The organism is Novosphingobium sp. TK71, from assembly GCF_055361505.1.
The window spans coordinates 3,409,262-3,429,218 of record NZ_CM143962.1; the positions used below are offsets into that span (position 1 = coordinate 3,409,262).

25 protein-coding genes and 1 tRNA gene are annotated in these 19,957 nt (G+C 66.9%); 14 read left to right on the forward strand and 12 right to left on the reverse strand.

Annotation, left to right across the window (positions count from 1 at the left end; genetic code table 11):
- Positions 1–90 precede the first annotated feature (90 nt).
- From ACXJ16_RS16150 to ACXJ16_RS16165, 4 genes are all read right to left on the reverse strand, one after another.
- Complete coding sequence (locus ACXJ16_RS16150; protein ID WP_054438408.1) at positions 91–1,413, reverse strand: ATP-binding protein; 1,323 nt, start codon at positions 1,411–1,413, stop codon at positions 91–93.
- Entirely contained in the window at positions 1,413–2,153 is a 741-nt protein-coding gene (locus ACXJ16_RS16155) for a response regulator transcription factor (protein WP_054438532.1), read from the reverse strand. Before ACXJ16_RS16155 ends, ACXJ16_RS16150 begins: the two co-directional genes overlap by 1 nt.
- A gap of 240 nt (positions 2,154–2,393) precedes the next feature.
- Positions 2,394–2,657 (reverse strand): hypothetical protein, encoded by a 264-nt coding sequence (locus ACXJ16_RS16160; protein ID WP_463920940.1) that lies wholly within the window; start codon positions 2,655–2,657, stop codon positions 2,394–2,396.
- Between the two features lie 211 nt (positions 2,658–2,868).
- Positions 2,869–2,960 (reverse strand) — tRNA-Ser (locus ACXJ16_RS16165).
- Positions 2,961–3,217: 257 nt separating this feature from the next.
- Between ACXJ16_RS16165 and ACXJ16_RS16170 the strand changes: the two genes are divergently transcribed.
- The 3 genes from ACXJ16_RS16170 (at position 3,218) to ACXJ16_RS16180 (ending at position 6,005) form a co-directional block, all read left to right on the forward strand.
- On the forward strand, positions 3,218–4,045 hold the full coding sequence (locus ACXJ16_RS16170) for a DUF1134 domain-containing protein (protein WP_463920941.1): 828 nt from the start codon (positions 3,218–3,220) through the stop codon (positions 4,043–4,045).
- 239 nt (positions 4,046–4,284) lie between these two features.
- Complete coding sequence (locus ACXJ16_RS16175; protein WP_132469738.1) at positions 4,285–5,463, forward strand: amino acid aminotransferase; 1,179 nt, start codon at positions 4,285–4,287, stop codon at positions 5,461–5,463.
- A gap of 2 nt (positions 5,464–5,465) precedes the next feature.
- Complete coding sequence (locus ACXJ16_RS16180; protein ID WP_324696685.1) at positions 5,466–6,005, forward strand: GNAT family N-acetyltransferase; 540 nt, start codon at positions 5,466–5,468, stop codon at positions 6,003–6,005.
- Positions 6,006–6,198: 193 nt separating this feature from the next.
- On the opposite strand, the gene ACXJ16_RS16185 is transcribed toward ACXJ16_RS16180, so the two are convergent.
- From ACXJ16_RS16185 to ACXJ16_RS16210, 6 genes are read right to left on the reverse strand one after another with little or no spacing between them, the layout of a single operon-like run.
- Positions 6,199–6,816, reverse strand: coding sequence for a riboflavin synthase (locus ACXJ16_RS16185; protein ID WP_054438501.1), 618 nt, complete (start codon positions 6,814–6,816; stop codon positions 6,199–6,201).
- Between the two features lie 2 nt (positions 6,817–6,818).
- Positions 6,819–7,805, reverse strand: a complete 987-nt coding sequence (gene ribD / locus ACXJ16_RS16190; protein WP_324696682.1) for a bifunctional diaminohydroxyphosphoribosylaminopyrimidine deaminase/5-amino-6-(5-phosphoribosylamino)uracil reductase RibD — start codon at positions 7,803–7,805, stop codon at positions 6,819–6,821.
- On the reverse strand, positions 7,802–8,305 hold the full coding sequence (locus ACXJ16_RS16195; RefSeq protein WP_054438506.1) for a hypothetical protein: 504 nt from the start codon (positions 8,303–8,305) through the stop codon (positions 7,802–7,804). The genes ribD and ACXJ16_RS16195 overlap by 4 nt, the downstream gene beginning before the upstream one ends.
- Before the next feature lie 33 nt (positions 8,306–8,338).
- On the reverse strand, positions 8,339–9,025 hold the full coding sequence (locus ACXJ16_RS16200; protein ID WP_463920942.1) for a M48 family metallopeptidase: 687 nt from the start codon (positions 9,023–9,025) through the stop codon (positions 8,339–8,341).
- Positions 9,026–9,068: 43 nt separating this feature from the next.
- The gene (locus tag ACXJ16_RS16205) at positions 9,069–9,575 is read right to left on the reverse strand and encodes a YcgN family cysteine cluster protein (protein ID WP_054438510.1); all 507 of its coding nucleotides are present in this window, start codon (positions 9,573–9,575) and stop codon (positions 9,069–9,071) included.
- A complete protein-coding gene (locus ACXJ16_RS16210; protein WP_324696675.1) occupies positions 9,563–10,162 on the reverse strand; it encodes an SCO family protein in 600 nt (199 codons plus the stop codon). The genes ACXJ16_RS16205 and ACXJ16_RS16210 overlap by 13 nt, the downstream gene beginning before the upstream one ends.
- A gap of 97 nt (positions 10,163–10,259) precedes the next feature.
- On the opposite strand from ACXJ16_RS16210, the gene ACXJ16_RS16215 reads away from it, so the two are divergent.
- The 5 genes from ACXJ16_RS16215 to ssb all read left to right on the forward strand — a co-directional run bounded on the left by ACXJ16_RS16215 (position 10,260) and on the right by ssb (position 14,567).
- A complete protein-coding gene (locus ACXJ16_RS16215; protein WP_463920943.1) occupies positions 10,260–10,922 on the forward strand; it encodes an ankyrin repeat domain-containing protein in 663 nt (220 codons plus the stop codon).
- 8 nt (positions 10,923–10,930) lie between these two features.
- Positions 10,931–11,584 carry a COQ9 family protein gene (locus ACXJ16_RS16220; RefSeq protein WP_054438541.1) on the forward strand — a complete coding sequence of 218 codons (654 nt, stop codon included), beginning with the start codon at positions 10,931–10,933 and terminating at the stop codon, positions 11,582–11,584.
- Positions 11,585–11,792: 208 nt separating this feature from the next.
- Entirely contained in the window at positions 11,793–12,032 is a 240-nt protein-coding gene (locus ACXJ16_RS16225; RefSeq protein WP_185996756.1) for a FeoA family protein, read from the forward strand.
- Complete coding sequence (gene feoB / locus ACXJ16_RS16230) at positions 12,029–13,873, forward strand: ferrous iron transporter B (protein ID WP_463920944.1); 1,845 nt, start codon at positions 12,029–12,031, stop codon at positions 13,871–13,873. Before ACXJ16_RS16225 ends, feoB begins: the two co-directional genes overlap by 4 nt.
- 82 nt (positions 13,874–13,955) lie before the next feature.
- Positions 13,956–14,567 (forward strand): single-stranded DNA-binding protein, encoded by a 612-nt coding sequence (gene ssb, locus ACXJ16_RS16235; protein WP_054438515.1) that lies wholly within the window; start codon positions 13,956–13,958, stop codon positions 14,565–14,567.
- Positions 14,568–14,655: 88 nt separating this feature from the next.
- Here ssb and ACXJ16_RS16240 read toward each other — a convergent pair whose 3' ends face one another.
- Both ACXJ16_RS16240 and ACXJ16_RS16245 read right to left on the reverse strand, forming a co-directional pair.
- A complete protein-coding gene (locus ACXJ16_RS16240) occupies positions 14,656–15,186 on the reverse strand; it encodes a YceD family protein (RefSeq protein WP_082370393.1) in 531 nt (176 codons plus the stop codon).
- Positions 15,183–15,698, reverse strand: a complete 516-nt coding sequence (locus ACXJ16_RS16245; protein ID WP_185996758.1) for a ubiquinol-cytochrome C chaperone family protein — start codon at positions 15,696–15,698, stop codon at positions 15,183–15,185. Before ACXJ16_RS16245 ends, ACXJ16_RS16240 begins: the two co-directional genes overlap by 4 nt.
- 187 nt (positions 15,699–15,885) lie before the next feature.
- On the opposite strand from ACXJ16_RS16245, the gene ACXJ16_RS16250 reads away from it, so the two are divergent.
- The 6 genes from ACXJ16_RS16250 to ACXJ16_RS16275 all read left to right on the forward strand — a co-directional run bounded on the left by ACXJ16_RS16250 (position 15,886) and on the right by ACXJ16_RS16275 (position 19,859).
- Positions 15,886–16,362 carry an outer membrane protein assembly factor BamE gene (locus ACXJ16_RS16250; protein WP_243692742.1) on the forward strand — a complete coding sequence of 159 codons (477 nt, stop codon included), beginning with the start codon at positions 15,886–15,888 and terminating at the stop codon, positions 16,360–16,362.
- A 169-nt stretch (positions 16,363–16,531) separates the two neighbouring features.
- Entirely contained in the window at positions 16,532–17,089 is a 558-nt protein-coding gene (gene hslV, locus ACXJ16_RS16255; protein ID WP_054438519.1) for an ATP-dependent protease subunit HslV, read from the forward strand.
- 13 nt (positions 17,090–17,102) lie between these two features.
- Positions 17,103–18,401: an ATP-dependent protease ATPase subunit HslU gene (gene hslU, locus ACXJ16_RS16260; RefSeq protein ID WP_054438521.1), complete on the forward strand. Its 1,299-nt coding sequence runs from the start codon at positions 17,103–17,105 to the stop codon at positions 18,399–18,401.
- Positions 18,402–18,531: 130 nt separating this feature from the next.
- Complete coding sequence (locus tag ACXJ16_RS16265) at positions 18,532–18,930, forward strand: GFA family protein (RefSeq protein ID WP_054438523.1); 399 nt, start codon at positions 18,532–18,534, stop codon at positions 18,928–18,930.
- On the forward strand, positions 18,927–19,634 hold the full coding sequence (locus ACXJ16_RS16270; RefSeq protein ID WP_463920945.1) for a phytanoyl-CoA dioxygenase family protein: 708 nt from the start codon (positions 18,927–18,929) through the stop codon (positions 19,632–19,634). Before ACXJ16_RS16265 ends, ACXJ16_RS16270 begins: the two co-directional genes overlap by 4 nt.
- Before the next feature lie 24 nt (positions 19,635–19,658).
- A complete protein-coding gene (locus ACXJ16_RS16275; protein ID WP_021235064.1) occupies positions 19,659–19,859 on the forward strand; it encodes a DUF1737 domain-containing protein in 201 nt (66 codons plus the stop codon).
- Positions 19,860–19,957: the final 98 nt, after the last annotated feature.

The following is a 19,957-nucleotide window of genomic DNA, read 5'->3' on the forward strand; positions in this document are numbered from 1 at the left end:
CCGGGGATGGCAGTCGTGTTTCAGGGAATTGCCGAATATTAACAGCGTGTTGTCCGCCCGGCTGGACAGCAGGACCGGCGGCAATCGCGATCAGCGCGTTCCGAGCGGCAGCCTGATCGTTGCCCGCAGGCCGCCTTCGGGCCGGTTGCGCAGGTCCAGCGTGCCGCCTTCCAGCCGCACCGCCTTGCGCACGATCGGCAGGCCCAGGCCCATGCCGGCCGTGTCGCGGGCGCGGGCGGTGTCGAGGCGGACGAAGGGCTGGAGCGCGTCGGGAATGCGCTCCTCGGGAATGCCGGGGCCGTCGTCGTCGACGGTTATCTCGGCGCCGTCGCCGTCGCGCCGCAGGCTGACGCGGACATTGCCGCCGTAGTGCAGCGCGTTCTCGATCAGGTTGGACAAGGCGCGGCGGATCGAGACCGGGCGGGCCATGATCTCGAGGCTGGTCGGGCCGCTGTAGGAGGCATTGGCCCCGCGATCGGCGGCGGTATCCACCAGCGTCTCGGCCATGATGGCCAGGTCGATGCGCTCCGCCGGGATCTGGGTGCCGCCCGTTTCCACATAGGCCTGGATCGAATCGAGCAGCATCCGCATCTCGTCGATGTCGTGATTGATGCCGTCGCGCACCACCGCATCTACCTCGCCATCGTCCAGCCGCAGCCTCATGCGGGCGAGCGGCGTCTTCAGGTCGTGGCCGATGGCGAGCATGGTATGCGTGCGATCGAGCAGGGACTGGTGAATGCGTTCCTGCATCTCGTTCATCGCCCGGATGAGCTGGCGCATTTCATCGGGGCCGCGTTCGGGGACGGGCCGGGGCGGACCGGCGCCGAGATGGCGGGTGGCGCGGATCAGCGAACGCAGCGGATTGAGCGCGGCGCGCAGCAGGATCCAGGCGAAGGTGATGAGCAGCAGGGTCGGCAGGACCAGGCTGGCGAGCCGCCCGGCGCTCAGCTTCCAGGCGGAGCGGGCATGGGTCCGGAAATCGAGGACGCTGTGGTCCGGCAGGCGCAGCGAGCCGCCGATATTGCCGTCCCGCGGGATCGATTCGAGGTGCAGTTCAAGGTCGCTATGCGCGAGTTCCGGGGCGATCTCGATGATCTGGGCGCGCAAGTTGGCAAGGCCCAGCGACCCGCGATAGCGCTTGCCCTCCGTCAGGCGCAGCGAGAACTGCGGCGAGCTCAGCGCGGCGGTGACCTTCTGGCGGTCGCCAGGGAGGCTGTGGTCGATCGCGCGGCTCGCCAGCACGAGATTCTCGGCGATGCGCTGGGCGTCGTCGCGGCGCAGTTCGAACGTGTTGGCACGCTCGAACAGCACCGTGTTGCAGACGACATCGATGACGAAGACCAGCAGCAGGACTGCGATCAGCCGCTCGGGCAGGCCGAAGCGCCGGAACAGACGGAACCGGCGCAAGGTCATCAGGCGCGCGTTACCTCGGCCTTGAACATGTAGCCGACGCCGCGAACCGTCACGATCGGCGATTCGCCGCCTTCCGCCTGCAGCTTGCGGCGCAGGCGGCTGACGAGCACGTCCACGCTGCGGTCCGAACTGTCGCCCAGGCGCGAGCGCGAAAGCTCGATCAGCCGCTCGCGGCCGAGCACGCGCTGCGGATAGGCGAGGAACGTGGCGAGCAGGTCGAACTCGGCGCCGGTGAGGTCCACCATGGCCCCGGTCGGCGAGCGCAGTTCGCGGCGCGCCATCGACAGGTTCCAGCCTTCGAAGTGAATCGATTCGGGCGTGCGGCCATCGGCGACGGCATCGTTCCCCGTGAATTCGGCAGTGGCCGCGCCATTGCCGCCCCGGCGCAGCACGGCGCTGACGCGGGCCGCCAGTTCACGGGTGCTGAAGGGCTTGGCCAGATAGTCGTCCGCGCCCAGTTCGAGGCCGAGCACACGGTCTTCCTCGCTGCCGCGCGCGCTGATGAAGATCACCGGGATGTCGCATTCGCGGCGCAGGCGGCGGAACAGGTCGAAGCCGCTGGTGCCGGGAAGCATGATGTCGAGCACGACGAGGCTCACGGGGCCTTCGCGCAGGGTCACCCACATTTCGGCGCCGGTCGCGGCGGTGAGCACGTTGAAACCGCTCTGCCTGAGGGCGCGCGCGGTGAGGGTGCGCAGGGGGCCGTCGTCCTCCACCAACAGGATCGTCGGGGTGGGCATGGGGCCGTCGTCGAGGTGGCGATAGATGGGGGCTGTGGTGTTGCTCATCGTCTCTTCATGCACAGATGTATGATTTCGGGCGCGGCTTGGCAAAATCTTTGGATAAAACCCTGGGGCAAAACCTTCAGGCTATCCCGATCGGGCCGTTAGCGGATGGCGCCCGCCAGTTTCTCGTCCGCCAGTCTCTCGTCCGTCGATGCGCCGGCCCGGTGCCGGGTTGCACCGGGCCGGCGGGGACGATCACTGAGCCTTCGGTGCGGAGACTTCGGCGCTGGCGAGGGCCGGTGCCGCGGTTGCAGCCTGGGCCTGGGCGTTGCGGTGGCGGCAATCGCGGCCCTTCGAGGGTTCGGGATGGCATACGCCGCGCGACTGGGCCTGCGTCTTGGCCTTGGGGGCGGCAACCGCGGTATGGCCCTTGAGGTGGGCGGACGTGGTGTTGGCGATCGCGGCGCCGGGGATGGCGGCGACGACGAAGGCAGCGGCGGCAATCAGGGTAGACTTCATTATTTCAGCTCCAGACTTTGCGTGGAGCCGAATCTGGGCATGCTTCGTGTCTTGCCTCGTGCAAGAATGTAACGAAGTGTTGCTCGATGGAGAGTCTTGGAAACGAACGGGAAAAACATCGGAAACCATGCGGACGCAGCACGGTGGACCCCGGTGGGGGGTGTTTTCGTCGTTCGTTGTCTTGATGGGAAAAGCTGAAACCGTTGCCGCATGGCGGAGACGGAGGGATTCGAACCCTCGGTACCCCCTTAAGGGTACGACGGTTTAGCAAACCGCTGGTTTCAGCCACTCACCCACGTCTCCGGATGCGGCCTAGGCGGGCCCTATAGCGAGGGGTATCGGGGGCGGCAAGGGGGGCTAATGCAGGTTTTTCGCTTTTTCGAAACGCTTGTGGGCAGATGCGAGGTTTCCTGCGGGTTCGGCCCGCCGCAAAACGGAGTCGCCCTGTCGACCGTTCATTGCGGGGTCAGGCGCACTGGATTCTCTAGTGACATGCCGTAGTGCGCCCAGCGGGGGCGCCTGCCTTTTTGATTTCGGGATCGCCATTGGAGGGCCAGAAAATGCCAGTCACCATGCAAATCGCCGCCAGGGGGGCGCCGGTTCGCTTGTCGAGCAAGCTGGGCGGAGCGGCCGCGGCCCTGCTCGTGCCCCTGCTCATGCTCGTCGCGCCGATGACCTCGGCCGTGGCACAAGTGACCACCGTCGATCCGGATGCGGCGATCGACGCGGACATCAGCAGCGGCAACAATGCCGGAACCAGCTATCAGCCGCCGGTATCCAGCCCTGCCCAGACCGCGCAGGCCCAGCCGGCCTATCCCGGCAACGGCACGCCGGTCGATTCGTCCGGCAACGGTTCGACCTGGAACGGCAGCCCCGCGCCCATGCAGGCGCCGCCGGCCCAGAGCACCACCTATCACGAGGATGATCTGATCGGCGCGGCCGAGGGCGTGTTCGGCAAGGGCGCCAAGGGCCTGGCCGGCGTGATCGAGGACCTGCTCAAGAAGCAGGGCGAGCCCAATGGCTATATCGTCGGCCGTGAAGGCGGCGGCGCCATCGCCGTGGGCCTGCGCTACGGCTCCGGCACGCTCTACCACAAGATCGAGGGCGAACAGCCGGTCTACTGGACCGGGCCTTCGATCGGCTTCGATGCCGGGGCGAATGCGGGCAACGCCTTTGTGCTGGTCTACAACCTCAACGACACCGAAGACCTCTATCACCGGTTCGGCGCGGGCGAGGGGCAGGCCTATCTCGTGGGCGGCTTCACCGTCAGCTACCTGCGTCGCGGCGACGTGGTGCTGATCCCGGTGCGGGCCGGTGCGGGCCTGCGTCTGGGTGCGAACATCGGCTATATGAAGTTCACGCACAAGCAGAGCTGGATGCCGTTCTAGCCTGCGTCGTTGCTCGTCCGGTCCCCCGATCCACCGGGGCCGGACGAGCGCGCGAACCCGTTTCAACAGCCTGTCGGGAATGCGATTTTCGGTGCTGCGCGCCTTTCCGGCAAGTTGCACAAAATTTCGCGGTACAGGCTTTCCGGGACTGCGCGGCGCGATAAATTCCGGCATCCCGGCAATTCCCTGTCGATCTGCCATTGCGTGCTTTCCCTGCCCGGTCTAAGGCCCCGCGCGCCATGCTTACGAACCTTCAGCAACAGCCCGCCGACGCGCTTCTTGCGCTGATCAAGCTCCACAACGACGATCCGCGCGCGGACAAGATCGACCTTGGTGTCGGCGTCTACCGCACCGGTGAGGGCGACACGCCTGTGTTCCGCTCGATCAAGGCCGCGGAGGCCAAACTCGTCGCGGAGCAGGATTCGAAAGCCTACCTCGGCCCCGAGGGCGACATGGGCTTCGTCGAAGCGCTGATGCCCTACGTCTTCGGCAAGGCCGACCCTTCGATGGGCGGCCGCATCGAAGGCATGCAGACCCCCGGCGGCACCGGCTCGCTGCGCCTCGCGCTCGCCATGGTGAAGCGCGCCGGCTACAACCGCATCATCGTCGGCGTTCCCAGCTGGCCCAACCACGCCCAGATCTGCGCCGACCTCGGCCTTGAAGTCGTTGAATTCAACCACGCGCTCGCTTCGGGCACCACCGACATGGACGCGCTGCGCGGCGCCATCGCCAATGCCCAGGCGGGCGACGCCATCCTGCTGCACGGCTGCTGCCACAACCCCACCGGCATCGACTACAGCAACGAGCAGTGGGACGAGATTGCCGGCCTGATCGCCGCTTCGAAGATCCTCCCCATCCTCGACCTCGCCTATCAGGGCCTGGGCAAGGGCATGGAAGAAGACGCCTACGGCCTGCGCCGCGTGCTCGCTGCCGTGCCGGAAGCGCTGATCTGCTATTCGTGCGACAAGAACTTCGGTCTCTACCGTGACCGCGTGGGCGCGCTCTACGCGATGGTGGGCGATCCGGCCGACCTTACCAAGGTCATGTCGAACGGCCACAACCTTGCCCGCGCCAACTGGTCGCAGCCGCCAGACCACGGCGGCGCCGCTGTCCGCCTCGTCCTCGAAGACGAGACGCTGACCGCCGACTGGCTCGCCGAGCTGGACGAGATGCGCGACCGTATGCGCGAAGTGCGCGCCAAGCTGGCCGAGGCCGGCACCGCCGGTTCGGCCGACCTGACGCCGATGGGCGGCCAGAATGGCCTGTTCTCGATCGTGCCGCTGAACAAGGACCAGGTCCTTGCCATGCGCACCAAGCACGGCGTCTACATGGCCGGTTCCGGCCGCATCAACGTGGCGGGCCTGACGATGGGCAACATCGACAAGTTCATCGCCGCCGTTGCGGACGTGACCGCCTGATCATGAACAGACAGCCGGTCCTCGAAGGGGACCGGCTGGTCCTGCGCCCCCTTCGCGCGGACGACTGGGACGCGCTCTACGCGGCCGGATCGGACCGTGAGATCTGGGCGGTTCACCCCGCCCACGATCGCTGGCAGGAACCGGTGTTCCGCCAGTTCTTCGCCGACGCACTGGATGGCGGCGGCGCTTTCGCCATCATTGACAAAGAGAGCGGCGCCGTGATCGGCTCCAGCCGCTATGGCGTGCCCGAAGCGGGCGAAATCGAGATCGGCTGGTCCTTCCTTGCCCGCGCCCACTGGGGCAGCGGCCTCAACGCCGAAATGAAGCGCCTGATGCTGGAGCACGCGCTGGCGCATTTCGAGCGGGTGATCTTCAAGGTCGGCGCGGAAAATCTGATCTCACGCAAGGCCATGGAGCATATCGGCGGGCGGCTGACCGACCGCTCATTCGAGCGCGAGACCTGCGGTGTGGTGGGTGTCCATGTGATCTACGAGATCACGCGCGAGAGTTTCGCGGCGGGGCCTTTGAAGAACAAGGGATAAGTTCTGGGGGATGATCCCCCAGACCCTCGAAACGTCTTCGTTGTACCCAGCCTATATGTCCCGCGCGCCTTGCGGCGCAGTCAACAAGTCTCCCGACGCAGCCATGGGCGCGCTTCGCGGTTGGTCCGCGTGACCTGGACGGTACCGGGGGTGCAGGGGGGGCTATGCTCCCCTGCCTTTACTCTTCAATCCCTTACCCGCGAAGCGACTGCATCCGCTGCAGATACCGCGCCAGCACGTCGATTTCGAGGTTCACCCCGTTACCGGCCTTGAGCGCGCCGATGGTGGTGACTTCCGAGGTGTGCGGGATGATGTTCAGCATGAAGTGGCAGCTGCCGTCGCTCTGGTCGGCCACGTCGTTCACGGTCAGCGAGACGCCGTCCACCGTGATCGAGCCCTTGGGGGCGAGATAGGGCGCCAGTTCGGCGGGGGCCGCGATCACGAAGCGCTTGGAATCGCCTTCGGGGGTTACGCTGACCACGGTGCCAACGCCGTCGACATGGCCGGTGACGATGTGGCCGCCCAGTTCGTCGCCCAGCTTGAGCGCCGGTTCGAGATTGAGCTGCGTGCCTTGCGCCCAGCGGCCGTCCACCGTGCGCGATACCGATTCGGCCGAGATGTCTACCGCGAACCAGGCGTCTCCCGCCACGCCGCCCTTGTCCACCACTGTCAGGCACACGCCCGAACAGGCGATCGACGCGCCCATGGCGATGCCGGCGGGGTCGAAGGGGCAGGTGATGACCGCGCGCAGGTCGCCGGTCTGGCGGGCTTCGCGGATCTGGCCGACGGCGGTGACGATTCCGGTGAACATGGCTACCTTTCGAGCGGCTGCTCAGATGATTTTGCGGTCTCGTAGACTTCGAGCGTGTCGCTGCCAAGCTGTCGCCGCTCGGCGAGCCGCCATTGGCCATGCGCATCGGCAAGGCGCAGCAGGCCGAAGTCTGCAAGCGCGGGGCGGCCGCCGACGAGGATCGGCGCGCGGTAGATCAGCAGGCGGTCGACCAGCCCGGCGCGCAGGAACGAGGAGGCCGCGCCCGCGCCGCCTTCGACGAAGAGGTGCTGGGTGCCTTCCATGGCGAAGATCGCCTCGGGCGAGGGCAGTGCGTTCCAGCCTTCCGGCACCGCGCCGCGGGTGAGAACCCAGCGCCGGGGACTGCGTGTCTCGAGGCCGGGGAGGCGCACGTCGAGCCGGGGGCGATCTACCCGCAAGGTCGCTCCGCCCACGAGGATGGCATCGGCCCTGGCGCGCATGGCGTGGGTGTGGGCGCGGGCCTGGGGGCCGGTGATCCACTGGCTTTCGCCGCCGGCAAGGGCGATGCACCCGTCCAGCGACAGCGCCAGTTTGAGTGTGACTTCCGGGCGGCCGAGCCGCTTCGAGAGCAGATAGCCCGAAAGGCTCCGTTCGCAGGCGGGCGAGGGCAGGTGGCGTGCCGCGATCCCGGCGCGCAGGATGCGCGCAAGGCCGGAGCCGGAGGTGCGCGGATCGGGGTCCATGCACCCGATCACCACCCGCGCGACGCCGGAGGCGCTGACGAGATCGGCGCAGGCGGGGCCGCGCGCGGATTCGTGCGCGCAAGGTTCCAGCGTGACGTAGAGCGTCGCCCCGCGGGCGGCGTGGCCTGCGGCGGCGAGCGCCACCGCCTCGGCATGGGGGCGGCCGCCGGGCTGGGTCCAGCCCCGCGCGATGACCTTGCCCTCCTTGACGAGGATCGCGCCGACGCCCGGATTGGGGCGGCTCGCGGGCCGTGCACGCGCGGAGAGAGAGGCGGCGGCGGCGAGCCAGCGCGCGTCCTGGATCACTGTTCGGCGGGCTCCCGCGCGGGCTGCTGGTCGATCTGCGGAAGCGAGCGCCCTTCGGGCAGGCGCGGCGCGCCGATCTCTTCAAGCTCGGCCTTCTTGCGCGCGGCTTCCTCGACCTCGGCGTCGTGCGCGATCTTGTCCACGTCCATCCCGGACATGCGGCCGATGGTCTTGTACATCTCGCGCACGTCCTTGTCGCGCCGGGCAAGCTCGGCGGCCCAGGCTTCCTTGCGCTTCTGGTTCTCGACGTTGGAGGCCATGATCTGGGCATCGGTGCGATGCGCCGGCAGGACCGAGATATAGGTCACTTTCGGCGGCGGATGCGGCCCGCGTGCTTCCTGCGTGGACATGAGATAGAAGACCGAGAACGTGCAAGCGGCGGAAACCGCGGCGATGCGCCAGCGGTTTTGTCCTGCTTCCTTCCACACGGCGCGGAAATCCGCGACCATGCCGGTAGGGCTGACGTGCTTCCAGTATCCGGAACGATTGAACAGAGCCATGCCCGGCTATGTAGTGCCTAACGGGGCGGAACGCTACCCGAACGGCACATAGAGCGACCTGCCGTTTTCCCGGAGCCAGCGATTGGCCGAAGGCACGCTTCCCTCGAAGATTCGTCCCAGAAAATCATGAAATGCGGGCGAGTGATCGAAGTGGACGAGGTGCGCGACCTCGTGCGCGACCACGGAGCGGCGGACGGCATCGGGTGCCATGATGAGCCGCCAGTTGATGCGAATCGACCCGTCCGTCGCGCAGCTTCCCCAGCGCCGCCGCGCGCTCGACAGCGAGAGCGGCGGGGTCGGCTGGTCGGCGCGGTGGCAATATTCGGCAAGATCGACCGAGAGCACGTCCCGCGCCTCGCTTTCCAGCCAGCGCTTCAGGCGCGCGGCCAGCGAGGTGTCCGGGCCGCCGACGAGCAGTTCGCCATCGTCGGGCACCGGGCGGCGGGGCAGGGCGGGGTCATGGCGGATCGTGAAGCGGTGCCCCCGGAAATCGAGCGCGGCGCCGTTGCCGAGGGGGCTGGCCTGAGGCAGCGCCTCGATCTGGATCGCCAGCCAGGACTGCTTGGAGCGCGCGAATTCCAGCGCATCTTCCGAGCGGGTCCAGCGGGGGATCGAGATGCGGATCTCGCTGCCGTCAGGCGCCAGGCGCATGGTCATCCGCCTCGCCTGGGCGAGCCTGCGGATCACCACCGGAACCTGCCGCCCGGCGATCTCGATCACCGGTTCCTCCCGAGGGTCTCGGCGCAGCCAGTCCAGCACGGGTTCAGTCGGTTTCCCAGGGCGCGGGGCCTTCGGGTTCGAGATACTCGTCCCCGTCCTCCTCGTCGCCATAGGGCCAGACGATGTGGTTTTCGAGCGGCCCGGCCACGGTTTCGCTGATGACCTTGCCCGCCACCGAGATTCCGGCTGCGTGAACCGCGTCGCGATCGCCGCAGACGAGGTAGTGCCATTCGGGCAGCGGTTCCCCGTCGGCGCGCAGGCGGTAGGCGCAGCTTGGCGGCAGCCATGCAAGGTTGCCCGCCGTCTGCGGGGTCAGCTTCATGCAGTCCGGCACGAACTTGTGGCGCCGGGAATAGTCGCTGCACTGCGCCGTCTTGAGGTTCAGCAGCTTGCAGGCGACGTTGGTGTGGTAGATTTCGCCGGTATCGGCGTCCTCCACCTTGTGCAGGCAGCACTGGCCGCAACCGTCGCAGAGCGCTTCCCACTCCTCTCGGTTGAGCGTCTCGATCGGACGTTCCCAGAAGGGCCGGGTGCCGCTCACTTCACCCACTTGGCCAGTTCGGCGGACACGGCCTCAGGCCCCTTGTCCACCGGCAGCATGGCGATCGGCTTGCCATCCGGGTCCATGAGGTAGGCGATGCGGCTGTGGTCCATCAGGTAGCCGCCCGGCGTGGCTTCGCCCTTCTTGTAGTAGACCGCGAAGGCATCGGCCGCCTGCTTGACTTGCGCGGGCGTGCCGGTGAGGCCGTAGAGGCGCGGGCCGAAGGCGGCGGTCCACTGGCCGACGATCTCGCGGGTGTCGCGTTCGGGGTCGATGGTGATGAAGATCGGCTGCACCCCGGCGGCCTGCGCGGCATGGGCCTTTTCGAAGAGGGTGAAGCCGCGCATCATCGCCTGCACGTCCATCGGGCAGGCATCCGGGCAGAACGTGTAGCCGAAGTAGACGATGCGCCACTTGCCCTTGAACGTATCCCAGGTCACGGCCTTGCCGTCCTTGTCGCTCAGCGTGAAGGGGCCGCCGATCTGCGCGCCTTCGAGCGGCGGCGCCTCGGTTGCGGCCTGCTGGCACGCGGCAAGGGACATGCCCATGGAAAGGGCAAGTGCGATCGGTGCAATCCGGCGGAACAGGTATGTCATGGCGCGCCGCTTCATGCTCTGCTAGAGCCCGCCATGCAAGGGTGCGATGCCGGAAGGGAAGGCCGGTATTCACGGTCGCCCTGTTTATCTGGAGGTAATGAAGGTGCCTAAGACCATGTCCGGGAACGTGTCGCAGCTTTCGCGCAGGATCCTGAAGACGGGGCCGGTCAGGATCGTCGTCGCGGCGATGGCGGCAGGCCTGATGTTCGCTTCCCCCGCCCATGCCGACTTTTCCGACGGGTACAAGTTCCTCGAATCGGTAAAGAAGAAAGAGGGCGAGAAGGTGGAGCAGGCGCTCATGGCGAACGGCCAGATCGTCAACGCCAAGGACGTGACCACCGGCGAAACCGCGCTGCTGATCGTGACGGGCCGCCGCGACATCACCTGGCTCAGCTATCTCATCGACAAGGGCGCCAACGTCAACGCCTCGGACGATCGCGGCCGCACGCCGCTGGCCGTTGCGGTCAGCCTCGGCTGGCGCGAGGGCGTGGCGCTCCTGCTCGACAAGAAGGCCGTGGCCGACACGTCGAACGATGCCGGCGAAACCCCGCTGATCTTCGCGGTTCACCGCAAGGACACCGACATGGTCAAGTCGCTGCTCGAAGCGGGCGCCGATCCCAGCCGGGCGGACAATTCGGGCCGCAGCGCGCGCGACTATGCCGGGCAGGAGGCCCGCGGCAGCTCGCTGGTCTCGCTGCTCGAGGAATATGCCAAGAAGAACACCGGAAAGGCCAAGGCGGTCTACGGTCCGAGCTTCTGAGCACCATGATGGAACAGGCTGATACCCTCGAAGCGCTGCGCCGCCAGCTTGCCCCCGCCATCGCCGATGCCGCCGCGTTCGACGGCTGGACGATGGATGCGGTGCGGCAGGCCGCCCATGTCGCGGATGTCGATCCGGCCCTGGCCGAATTCGCCTTCCGCGACGGGCAGATGGCGATGATCTCCGCGTGGATCGGCCATGTCGACGAGCAGATGGCGCGCAGCGTGCCCGCCGCCTCGCTGGCCGGCGTATCCATCCGCGAACGCATCCGCCGCCTCGTCATGGCGCGTCTCGATGCCGTGGCCGGGCGCGAGGAGGCGCTCAACCGGGCGCTCACCATCATGTCCATGCCGCAGAACCTCAAGGCCACGCTGCGCCTCGGCTGGCACAGCGCCGATGCCATGTGGCGGCTCGCCGGAGACACGGCGACGGACTACAACCACTATACCAAGCGCACGATCCTTGGCGGCATCTACGCCGCCACGCTGCGCGTCTTCGCCACCGACAAGAGCGAGAACAAGGCCGAGACCCGCGCCTTCCTCGACCGCCGGATCGAAGGAATCATCCGCTTCGAGAAGACCAAGGCCCAGTTCCTGCGGGCGCCGGAAGAACGGATCAGCCTGGTGCGGCTGCTGGGCCGGCTGCGTTACCCGGCGCGCTGATCTTTCACGAAAAAGGGCCGGGGAACTGCGCGAAGGCGATCCCCGGCTCTTTCTTGAGGAAATACCGGACTTTCCAGGGGGCCTTGCGCGCCTTGCCAGATACCCGCCGGCGCGGCCGCGCGGCCTCGGCCGGTCTTCCGGGCCTGCCTGCATTGTTAGTTATTGCGAACAAGTTGCAATCGCTCTGCCGATCTGGCAGCGGAGCCGCATGACTCTCGATCTGCTCCCCATCGACCAGCGCGCTCGAATCGTCGCGGTGGACTGGAATGCCCTCGTTCCCGAAGAAGCCCGCCGCCTTCGCGCGCTGGGACTGGAGGAGGGGGCGACCGTCTCGGTATCGCACCGCGGCGTCGCCGGAGGGCGCGACCCGATCGCCATCGCCATCGGCCGCATGACCATCGCCGTGCGCCGGGCTCACGCCCATGCCATGGAGGTCGCGCCGGTATGAGCGGCCAGCGCAAGATCGCCCTCGTCGGCAACCCGAATGCGGGCAAGAGCGCGCTGTTCAACGCGCTCACCGGCGCGCGCCAGAAGATCGCGAACTATCCGGGGGTTACCGTGGAGCGCAAGTCGGGCCGCCTCGTGCTGCCGACCGGCGAGCCGGTGGAAATGACCGACCTTCCGGGTGCCTACAGCTTGGATGCGACCAGCCCCGACGAGGAAGTGACCTCCAAGGTCATTGCCGGTCACTTCACCGGGGAAGCCGCGCCCGATGTTCTGGTGGTCGTTCTCGACGCCTCGAACCTTGAGCAGCACCTTGTTTTTGCGCAGGAAATTCTTGCGCTGGGCAAGCCGACCGTGGTCGCGCTCAACATGGTGGACCTTGCCGAGCGTGACGGTCTGGTGATCGATCCCGCGGTGCTTCAGGAAGAACTGGGCGTGCGGGTGATCTCCACCGTCGCCGTGCGCCGCCGCGGCCTCGTCGAACTTGCCGAAGCGATCGCCTCGGCGGAAACCCGCCATCCGGGGCCGGGCCTGACCGCGCTTGGCGCCACCGAGCGCCGCGTTGCCGCCCATGCCATGGCCGACGCCGCGATCCTGTCCGAATCGAAGCGCCACCGCCTCCACGCGAAGCTCGACAAGGTGCTGCTGCACCCCTGGTTCGGCTTCCTCATCATGATGGCGGTGTTCTTCGTGATGTTCCAGGCGGTGTTTGCCTGGGCGACGCCGTTCGCTGATGCGCTGGATGCCGGCGCGGGCTGGCTGCACGATACCGTGAAGGGCGCGATGCCCCCCGGCTTGCTGCGCGACCTCCTGACCGACGGTGTGATCGCCGGCGTCGGTGCGGTGATCGTGTTCCTGCCGCAGATCGTCATCCTCTTCGCCTTCATTCTGGCGCTGGAAGCCTCGGGCTACATGGCCCGCGCGGCCTTCCTGATGGACCGGCTGATGGCGTTCGTGGGGCTTTCTGGCCGCAGCTTCATTCCGCTGCTCTCCAGCTTCGCCTGCGCCATTCCCGGCATCATGGCCACCCGTTCGATCACCGATCCCAAGGACCGGCTGACCACGATCCTGATCGCTCCGCTGATGACCTGTTCGGCGCGCCTGCCGGTCTATGCGGTTATCATCAGCGCCTTCATTCCCAACAATGACATCGGTGGAGGCGTACACCTGCAAGGCCTCGTGCTTTTCGCGCTTTATGTCGCGGGCATCGTCGGGGCCATGGTGGTGGCGCTGATCCTTCGCAGCACGGTTACCAAGGGTGCCGCTTCGGGCTTCATCATGGAGATGCCGAAGTATCAGTTGCCCCGTCTCAAGGACATGGCGATTGGCCTGTGGCAACGTGCGTGGATCTTCCTGCGCCGCGCCGGCACGATCATCTTCACTGTCACCGTGGTGCTCTGGGTGCTGCTCAACTTCCCGCAGGCCAAGCCCAGCGAGAGCCAGGTCGACGCCTCGATCGCGGGCAAGATCGCCAATGGCCTTGCCGTGGTGGTGGAACCGATCGGCTTCAACCGCGACATGGCACTGGCACTGATCCCGGCCATGGCCGCGCGCGAAGTGGCGGTCTCCTCGCTGGCGACGACTTATGCCGTCGATGCCGGGGACGACGAGGATGCGCAGGCGGTTGAACTGGGCGACCGGCTCAAGGGCCGCTGGACCCTGCCGATGGCGCTGGCGTTCCTGGCCTGGTTCGTCTTCGCGCCGCAGTGCATGTCGACCATCGCCGTCACCCGCCGCGAGACCAACGGCTGGAGGTGGCCGATCTTCATGCTCGCCTACCTGTTCGGCCTTGCCTACGTGGCGGCGGGCGTGACCTACTGGGTCGCGGTGGGGGCTGGGTTGTAGAAAACCCGCCTCGGCAGACTCGCGCCCGGGCTCGCCATTCGCTACCCCGTTCGCCGAATTTATACAGGAAAGCGATTCCCTCATGGCAGGCAGCGTCAACAAGGTCATTCTGATCGGCAACCTCGGAGCCGATCCCGAAGTGAAGTCGTTCCAGAACGGCGGGCGCATTGCCAATCTGCGCATCGCGACCTCGGAAAACTGGAAGGATCGCGCCACCGGAGAACGCAAGGAGCGTACCGAGTGGCACTCCGTGGTGATCCAGAGCGAAGGCCTGGTCGGCGTGGTCGAACGGTTCCTGCGTAAGGGCTCGAAGATCTACATCGAAGGCCAGCTGCGCACCCGCAAGTGGCAGGACCAGAACGGCAACGATCGCTACACCACCGAAGTCTCGGTCGGCGGCATCGGCGGCGTGCTCACCATGCTTGACGGCGCCCAGGGTGGCGGCGCTGGCGGCGGCGGCGCGCGCGGCGGTTCCGGCGGCGGCTGGGGCGAAGGCGGCAGCAGCGGCGGTTCGTCGGGCGGCTTCGGCGGCGGCAGCCGTTCGGGCGGCGGTTCGGGCAGCGGTTCGGGCGGAGACTGGGGCCGCAGCGGCGGCGCCGCGGGCGGCGCGTCTTCGGGCGGTGACGACTGGGGCCGCACGGGCAGCACCGGCGGCGGCTTCGGCGACGATCTCGACGACGATATCCCGTTCTGATCGTTCGCGAACCACATCATGGAAAAGGGGGCTTTCGGCCCCCTTTTTCGTATCCGTCAGGTCGCTCAGGGCTATCCCCCGAAGTCGCTCATTCCTTGAGGCCAAGTCCCTTGAGCGCGGCGAAGGGGCCGCTGTCCTCGGGCGTGCCGATCCCGGCGGCCTTGCGGGCGGCATCGGCGTCCGGCCCGGTCAGGAACGGGTCGATCGCAAGCGCAAGGCTCTGCGCCACGGCTTCGCCAAGGTCGAAGTGCGTGCCGGAATACTCGATCTCGTCGCAATCCTCGGCGGCCAGTTCCAGTTCCTCATCAGGCGCATGGTCCGTCGCTTCGGGGACGAAGCGGAAGAACACCGGCTCGTCCACCGAGACGGCGATATCCTCTGCCGAGACAGCGCAGGCCTGGACGAATTCCGCCTTGATCCTGCCGCGGACATCGACCTTGCGGTCCCTGCGCGAGAGTTCGAGGTCGGCCGACAGCGAATCGATCCGCACGAGCATGAAGCGTTTGGCCAGGGCGGCGCGCTCGGCCTCATCGGCGGCGAGATGCGCGGCCTTGCCTTCAACCTGCCGGATGTCGAGGCTGCGGGAAAATTCGGGCTTGATGTTGGGGGTATCGGTCATCGCGCAATGCTCGCGTTCAGGATCTCTTGATCGGAAAGGGTATCGAGCCGGGCGGCCAGTGCCTGGACGTGCCCGGCCAGCTTGAGGGTGTCGGCGGCGCCGTTCAGCGTCACGTTGCGTTCCAGCACGCCCGCCAGTTCTTCCGCGCCCAGCGGCAGCGCCTCGCGCAGCGCGCCGATGCGGCCGCCCAGCACGCTCATGAGCTTGCCCATGCGCTTGCCCACCACGAGGTCGCCCACGCCCGACTGGCGAAGCTGCCCGTCCATGTCCTCGACGAACAGCTCGGTCAGGCGCACGGAAGGTTCGATCAGCGTCCCGTCACGCTCCATCCGCAGCATCACGAGCGCCAGCACCAGCGTTACCGCGTCGAAACGGCCCGGCACGCTGTCGGCCACGCCGAATTCGGCATACCAGGGCTTCTCGCGGGCGATCTCGACCACGCGGTGCCACAGTGGACGGACCTCGGCACGGGTATCGGATCGCTTGCCGACGAGACGGGAAAGTATGGACACGGGACAGTCTGACCTTTCGTTCATCGGCAATTCAATCGACCTGCCCCAACGCCCATTGCGTGACGGGCTGGCGGGCTCTAAGGCTCGGTGCCGTTATCTGGCCGATATATGGGCCCTGTGCCGGCTGGCAATGCCCGGCGCAGGTCCAGGCCCCGAATGGAGTGGGAAAATGCGCAGTTACGGTCACATGGCTAAAGCGGCAGGCATCGCGCTGGCGCTGGCTGCGCTGACGGGAGGTTGTTCCTCCATCCGCGATCACCGCGGCTACCTCGTCGACCAGACGCTTCTCGATTCGGTTCAGCCCGGCATCGACAATCGCCTCTCGGTGGAGAAGACCCTCGGCCGCCCGACTTTCATCAGTCAGTTCGGCGAGAAGGACTACTACTACATCTCGCAGACGGTGAAGACCCCGCCGTTCCGCCGCCCGCAAACCTCTGAGCAGACGGTGCTGCGCGTGCGATTCGACCCGGCCGGCAACGTGGTGGGCGTGGACAAGCGCGGCATCGAGGAAGTCGCCCGGATCAACCCCGATGGCGACAAGACGCCGACGCTGGGCCGTCATCGCGGCCTGCTCGAAGACCTGTTCGGCAATATCGGCGCCGTCGGCGCAGCCGGCATGGGCGGCAGCACCGGACCGACCGGCCCCGGCCCGAACGGCAGCTGATCCCGGCAGCGAAAGCTGCCGCTGCAAAAAGCCGCGCGACATGCCTGAATGTCGCGCGGCTTTTTTGTGTCCGCCGCGGCCCGCTTTCGTCCGGTCTTCGGGTACTTTTGCCGGTCCGGCGGAACGCTCACGGCTTGAACCGTGCGAACGCGGCCATATATCCCGCGGCATGGACAATAGCGGGGCGAGCCACGGCCTGATCCAGTGGCACGGAACGACCATCATCGGCGTGAAGAAGGGTGACAAGACCGTCATTGCCGGTGACGGGCAGGTTTCCATGGGCAACACCGTCATGAAGCCCAATGCGCGCAAGGTGCGCCGCATCGGCGACGGGAAGGTGATCGCGGGCTTTGCCGGCGCCACCGCCGATGCCTTCACCCTTTTCGAACGGCTGGAGCGCAAGCTGGAGCAATATCGCGGCCAGCTCATGCGCGCTGCGGTGGAGCTGGCGAAGGACTGGCGCACCGACAAGTATCTGCGCAACCTCGAAGCGCTGATGATCGTGGCCGACGCCGATACCCTGCTGGTGCTGACCGGCAACGGCGACGTGCTGGAGCCGGAAGGCGGCATCACCGCGATCGGTTCCGGCGGGAACTATGCGCTCGCCGCCGCCCGCGCGCTCGACGACTATGAAGAGGACGCCGAGCGCATCGCCCGGCGCGCCATGGCCGTCGCCGCCGACATCTGCGTCTTCACCAACGACCGCGTCACGGTCGAGACCATCTGAGATCATCGAAAACATGAAAGACAACCTGACCCCGAAGGCGATCGTCCGCGCCCTTGATGAGCACATCGTCGGCCAGACCGAAGCCAAGAAGGCCGTCGCGGTGGCCCTGCGCAATCGCTGGAGAAGGCAGAAGCTCTCGCTCGAACTGCGCGACGAGGTGACGCCGAAGAACATCCTGATGATCGGCCCCACGGGCTGCGGCAAGACCGAGATCAGCCGCCGCCTCGCCAAGCTGGCCGATGCGCCTTTCGTGAAGGTGGAAGCCACCAAGTTCACCGAAGTCGGCTATGTCGGTCGCGATGTCGAGCAGATCGCCCGCGATCTGGTGGAAGAGGCGATCCGCCTCGAAAAGGAGCGTCGCCGCGAATCGGTGCGTGAAGCCGCTTCCAAGGCGGCGATGGAGCGCCTGCTCAATGCCCTCGTCGGCGAAGGCGCCTCCGAGGCGACCCGCGCCTCCTTCCACCAGCGCATCACCGAAAACGCCATGAACGAGACCGAGGTCGAGATCGAGGTCGAGGACGGACCCTCGGCGCCGATGGAGATTCCGGGCATGGGCGGCTCGGTCGGCATGATCAACCTGTCGGACATCATGGGCAAGTTCGGCGGTCCGAAGCTGACGCGCCGCAAGATGAAGGTGCCTGACGCCTGGGACAAGCTGGTCGACGAGGAGTCGGAAAAGCGGATGGACCAGGACGATGTGGCCCGCACCGCGCTGGCCAATGCCGAGACCAACGGCATCGTCTTCCTCGACGAGATCGACAAGATCGCCGTGTCCGACGTGCGCGGCGGCTCGGTCAGCCGCGAAGGCGTGCAGCGCGATCTGCTGCCGCTGATCGAGGGCACCACCGTTGCCACCAAGTACGGGCCGATGAAGACCGACCATGTCCTCTTCATCGCCTCGGGCGCGTTCCACCTCGCCAAGCCTTCCGACATGCTGCCCGAGCTTCAGGGACGCCTGCCGATCCGGGTAGAGCTGAAGGCGCTGACCGAGGCCGATTTCGTGCGCATCCTCTCGGAGACCCGCGCGAACCTGGTGGCCCAGTACCGGGCGCTGCTCGCTACCGAGGAGGTTTCGGTGGAAGTCACGAGCGACGCGGTCAGCGAAATCGCCCGCATCGCCGCGCTGGTGAACGAGAGCGTCGAGAACATCGGCGCCCGGCGCCTGCAGACGGTGATGGAAAAGCTGCTCGAGGAACTCAGCTTCGAGGCCGAGGACCGCAAGGGCGAGACCGTGACCATCGACGAGACTTACGTTCGCGACAGGCTGGAAGGCCTCGCCGGCAACGCCGACCTGTCGAAGTACATCCTGTAAATCCCGATAGCCCCGGACTGCCGCCCCGGATCGCTGCCGCATAAGCGGCGCGGTCCGGGGCGGTGTTCATTTGTTCCTTGAATGTTCTTTCTGGCCGGCTAGTCTCCCTCGCGTCAGAAGGAGATTCGCAATGACGCTCGAAGGTGGATGCCAGTGCAGCGACGTTCGCTACACTGTAGAGGGTGAGCCGGAACACGTCGCGCTTTGCCACTGCGCCGATTGCCGCAAGTCGTCCGGCGCGCCGACGGTGGCCTGGGCCGCTTTCAAATCGCCGGAATTCACGGTGACCGCTGGCCAGGCCAGCGTCTACAACTCCAGCGGCAGCGCCATGCGCCACTTCTGCCCGCGCTGCGGCACCGGGCTGTGGTACACGAACGAGGAATACCTGCCCGGCCTCGTGGATATCCAGGTCGCCACGCTCGACGATCCCGATGCCCTCCCGCCCGGAGCCCATATCCAGGTTGCCGAGCGGATCGGCTGGATGAAGCAGATCGGCGATCTTCCCGAATTCGAACGCTATCCGGGGTGAACGGCTCCGCGCCTCCTGCGGAAGCCGGAGACGAGCGGCTGCAACTCCGTCTGGACCGTGATGGCGCCTGTTTTCATGGCGGGCTGGCTTTGCCGATTCTCGATGCGCTTGCCGGGGTTCTGGCGAAATGGCCGGACGGCCGGGCCGGAACCCGGATCGCGGGAGATGCTGGACTGGCGCGGCTGCTCGGGCCGGAAGCGCCGGTCGGTGCGCGACTGGCGGAACTGGCCGGTCTGCCGGTGCGCCCGGTCAGGGCGGTGCTGTTCGACAAGAACGACCGGGCCGACTGGTCGCTGGGCTGGCATCAGGACCGGACGATCGCGGTCCGCGCCGAAGCGGATTTGCCGGGCTTCGGGCCTTGGACCGTCAAGCAGGGCATTTGCCATGTGGAACCGCCCTTCGCGTTGAGCGAAGGGATGCTGACGGTGCGCATTCATCTCGATCCGGTCGATGCCGGAAACGCCCCGCTGCTGATCGTTCCGGGCTCGCACCGGCTGGGACGCATCGCGGTGGCCGATGTGGACGCGATCGTGGCGCGGGCGCCGGTGTTCTCGTGTCTGGCGGACACCGGGGATGTCTGGATCTATCGAACCCCGATCCTCCATGCCTCCCACGCGGCCCGGCCCGGCCGTCGCCGCCGGGTGCTCCAGGTCGATTACGCTGCCGGGGACTTGCCAGCCCCGCTGGAGTGGCTAGGCATCTGACATTCGAAATTGAGAGAGATGCCGATGTACCAGACGCCCGAAGACCGCCCGATCTACCGCCTGCTCACCGGAGCGGACGACCGCGCCTTTTGCGAGCGTGTGTCGGAAGCACTGGCGCAGGGCTGGCGGCTCTACGGCTCGCCCTCGCTATCGTGGGATACGGCCGAGAATTGCATGAAGGCAGCTCAGGCGGTGGTGTGGCACGAGGCCGACGTCGTCAAATAAAGTGCCGGCGCGCCGCATCCTGAAAGCGCAGCCGCGCGTCAGGCGAAGACGACACCGGGGATAAGAGCCGCCGCGACCAGGGGAGCCAGCGCTGCCAT

Excerpts from the sequence above, each read along its gene's own strand:
- ACXJ16_RS16155 (WP_054438532.1), bottom strand. The coding sequence starts at position 2,153 with ATGCCCACCCCGACGATCCTGTTGGTGGAGGACGACGGCCCCCTGCGC.
- ACXJ16_RS16225 (WP_185996756.1), top strand. The coding sequence starts at position 11,793 with ATGACTCTCGATCTGCTCCCCATCGACCAGCGCGCTCGAATCGTCGCG.
- ssb (WP_054438515.1), top strand. The coding sequence starts at position 13,956 with ATGGCAGGCAGCGTCAACAAGGTCATTCTGATCGGCAACCTCGGAGCC.
- hslV (WP_054438519.1), top strand. The coding sequence starts at position 16,532 with ATGGACAATAGCGGGGCGAGCCACGGCCTGATCCAGTGGCACGGAACG.
- ACXJ16_RS16275 (WP_021235064.1), top strand. The coding sequence starts at position 19,659 with ATGTACCAGACGCCCGAAGACCGCCCGATCTACCGCCTGCTCACCGGA.
- ACXJ16_RS16170 (WP_463920941.1), top strand. The coding sequence starts at position 3,218 with ATGCCAGTCACCATGCAAATCGCCGCCAGGGGGGCGCCGGTTCGCTTG.
- hslU (WP_054438521.1), top strand. The coding sequence starts at position 17,103 with ATGAAAGACAACCTGACCCCGAAGGCGATCGTCCGCGCCCTTGATGAG.
- ACXJ16_RS16175 (WP_132469738.1), top strand. The coding sequence starts at position 4,285 with ATGCTTACGAACCTTCAGCAACAGCCCGCCGACGCGCTTCTTGCGCTG.
- ACXJ16_RS16265 (WP_054438523.1), top strand. The coding sequence starts at position 18,532 with ATGACGCTCGAAGGTGGATGCCAGTGCAGCGACGTTCGCTACACTGTA.
- ACXJ16_RS16195 (WP_054438506.1), bottom strand. The coding sequence starts at position 8,305 with ATGGCTCTGTTCAATCGTTCCGGATACTGGAAGCACGTCAGCCCTACC.
- ACXJ16_RS16250 (WP_243692742.1), top strand. The coding sequence starts at position 15,886 with ATGGCTAAAGCGGCAGGCATCGCGCTGGCGCTGGCTGCGCTGACGGGA.
- ACXJ16_RS16240 (WP_082370393.1), bottom strand. The coding sequence starts at position 15,186 with ATGACCGATACCCCCAACATCAAGCCCGAATTTTCCCGCAGCCTCGAC.
- feoB (WP_463920944.1), top strand. The coding sequence starts at position 12,029 with ATGAGCGGCCAGCGCAAGATCGCCCTCGTCGGCAACCCGAATGCGGGC.
- ACXJ16_RS16220 (WP_054438541.1), top strand. The coding sequence starts at position 10,931 with ATGGAACAGGCTGATACCCTCGAAGCGCTGCGCCGCCAGCTTGCCCCC.
- ACXJ16_RS16150 (WP_054438408.1), bottom strand. The coding sequence starts at position 1,413 with ATGACCTTGCGCCGGTTCCGTCTGTTCCGGCGCTTCGGCCTGCCCGAG.
- ACXJ16_RS16185 (WP_054438501.1), bottom strand. The coding sequence starts at position 6,816 with ATGTTCACCGGAATCGTCACCGCCGTCGGCCAGATCCGCGAAGCCCGC.
- ACXJ16_RS16180 (WP_324696685.1), top strand. The coding sequence starts at position 5,466 with ATGAACAGACAGCCGGTCCTCGAAGGGGACCGGCTGGTCCTGCGCCCC.
- ACXJ16_RS16160 (WP_463920940.1), bottom strand. The coding sequence starts at position 2,657 with ATGAAGTCTACCCTGATTGCCGCCGCTGCCTTCGTCGTCGCCGCCATC.
- ACXJ16_RS16210 (WP_324696675.1), bottom strand. The coding sequence starts at position 10,162 with ATGACATACCTGTTCCGCCGGATTGCACCGATCGCACTTGCCCTTTCC.
- ACXJ16_RS16215 (WP_463920943.1), top strand. The coding sequence starts at position 10,260 with ATGAAGGTGCCTAAGACCATGTCCGGGAACGTGTCGCAGCTTTCGCGC.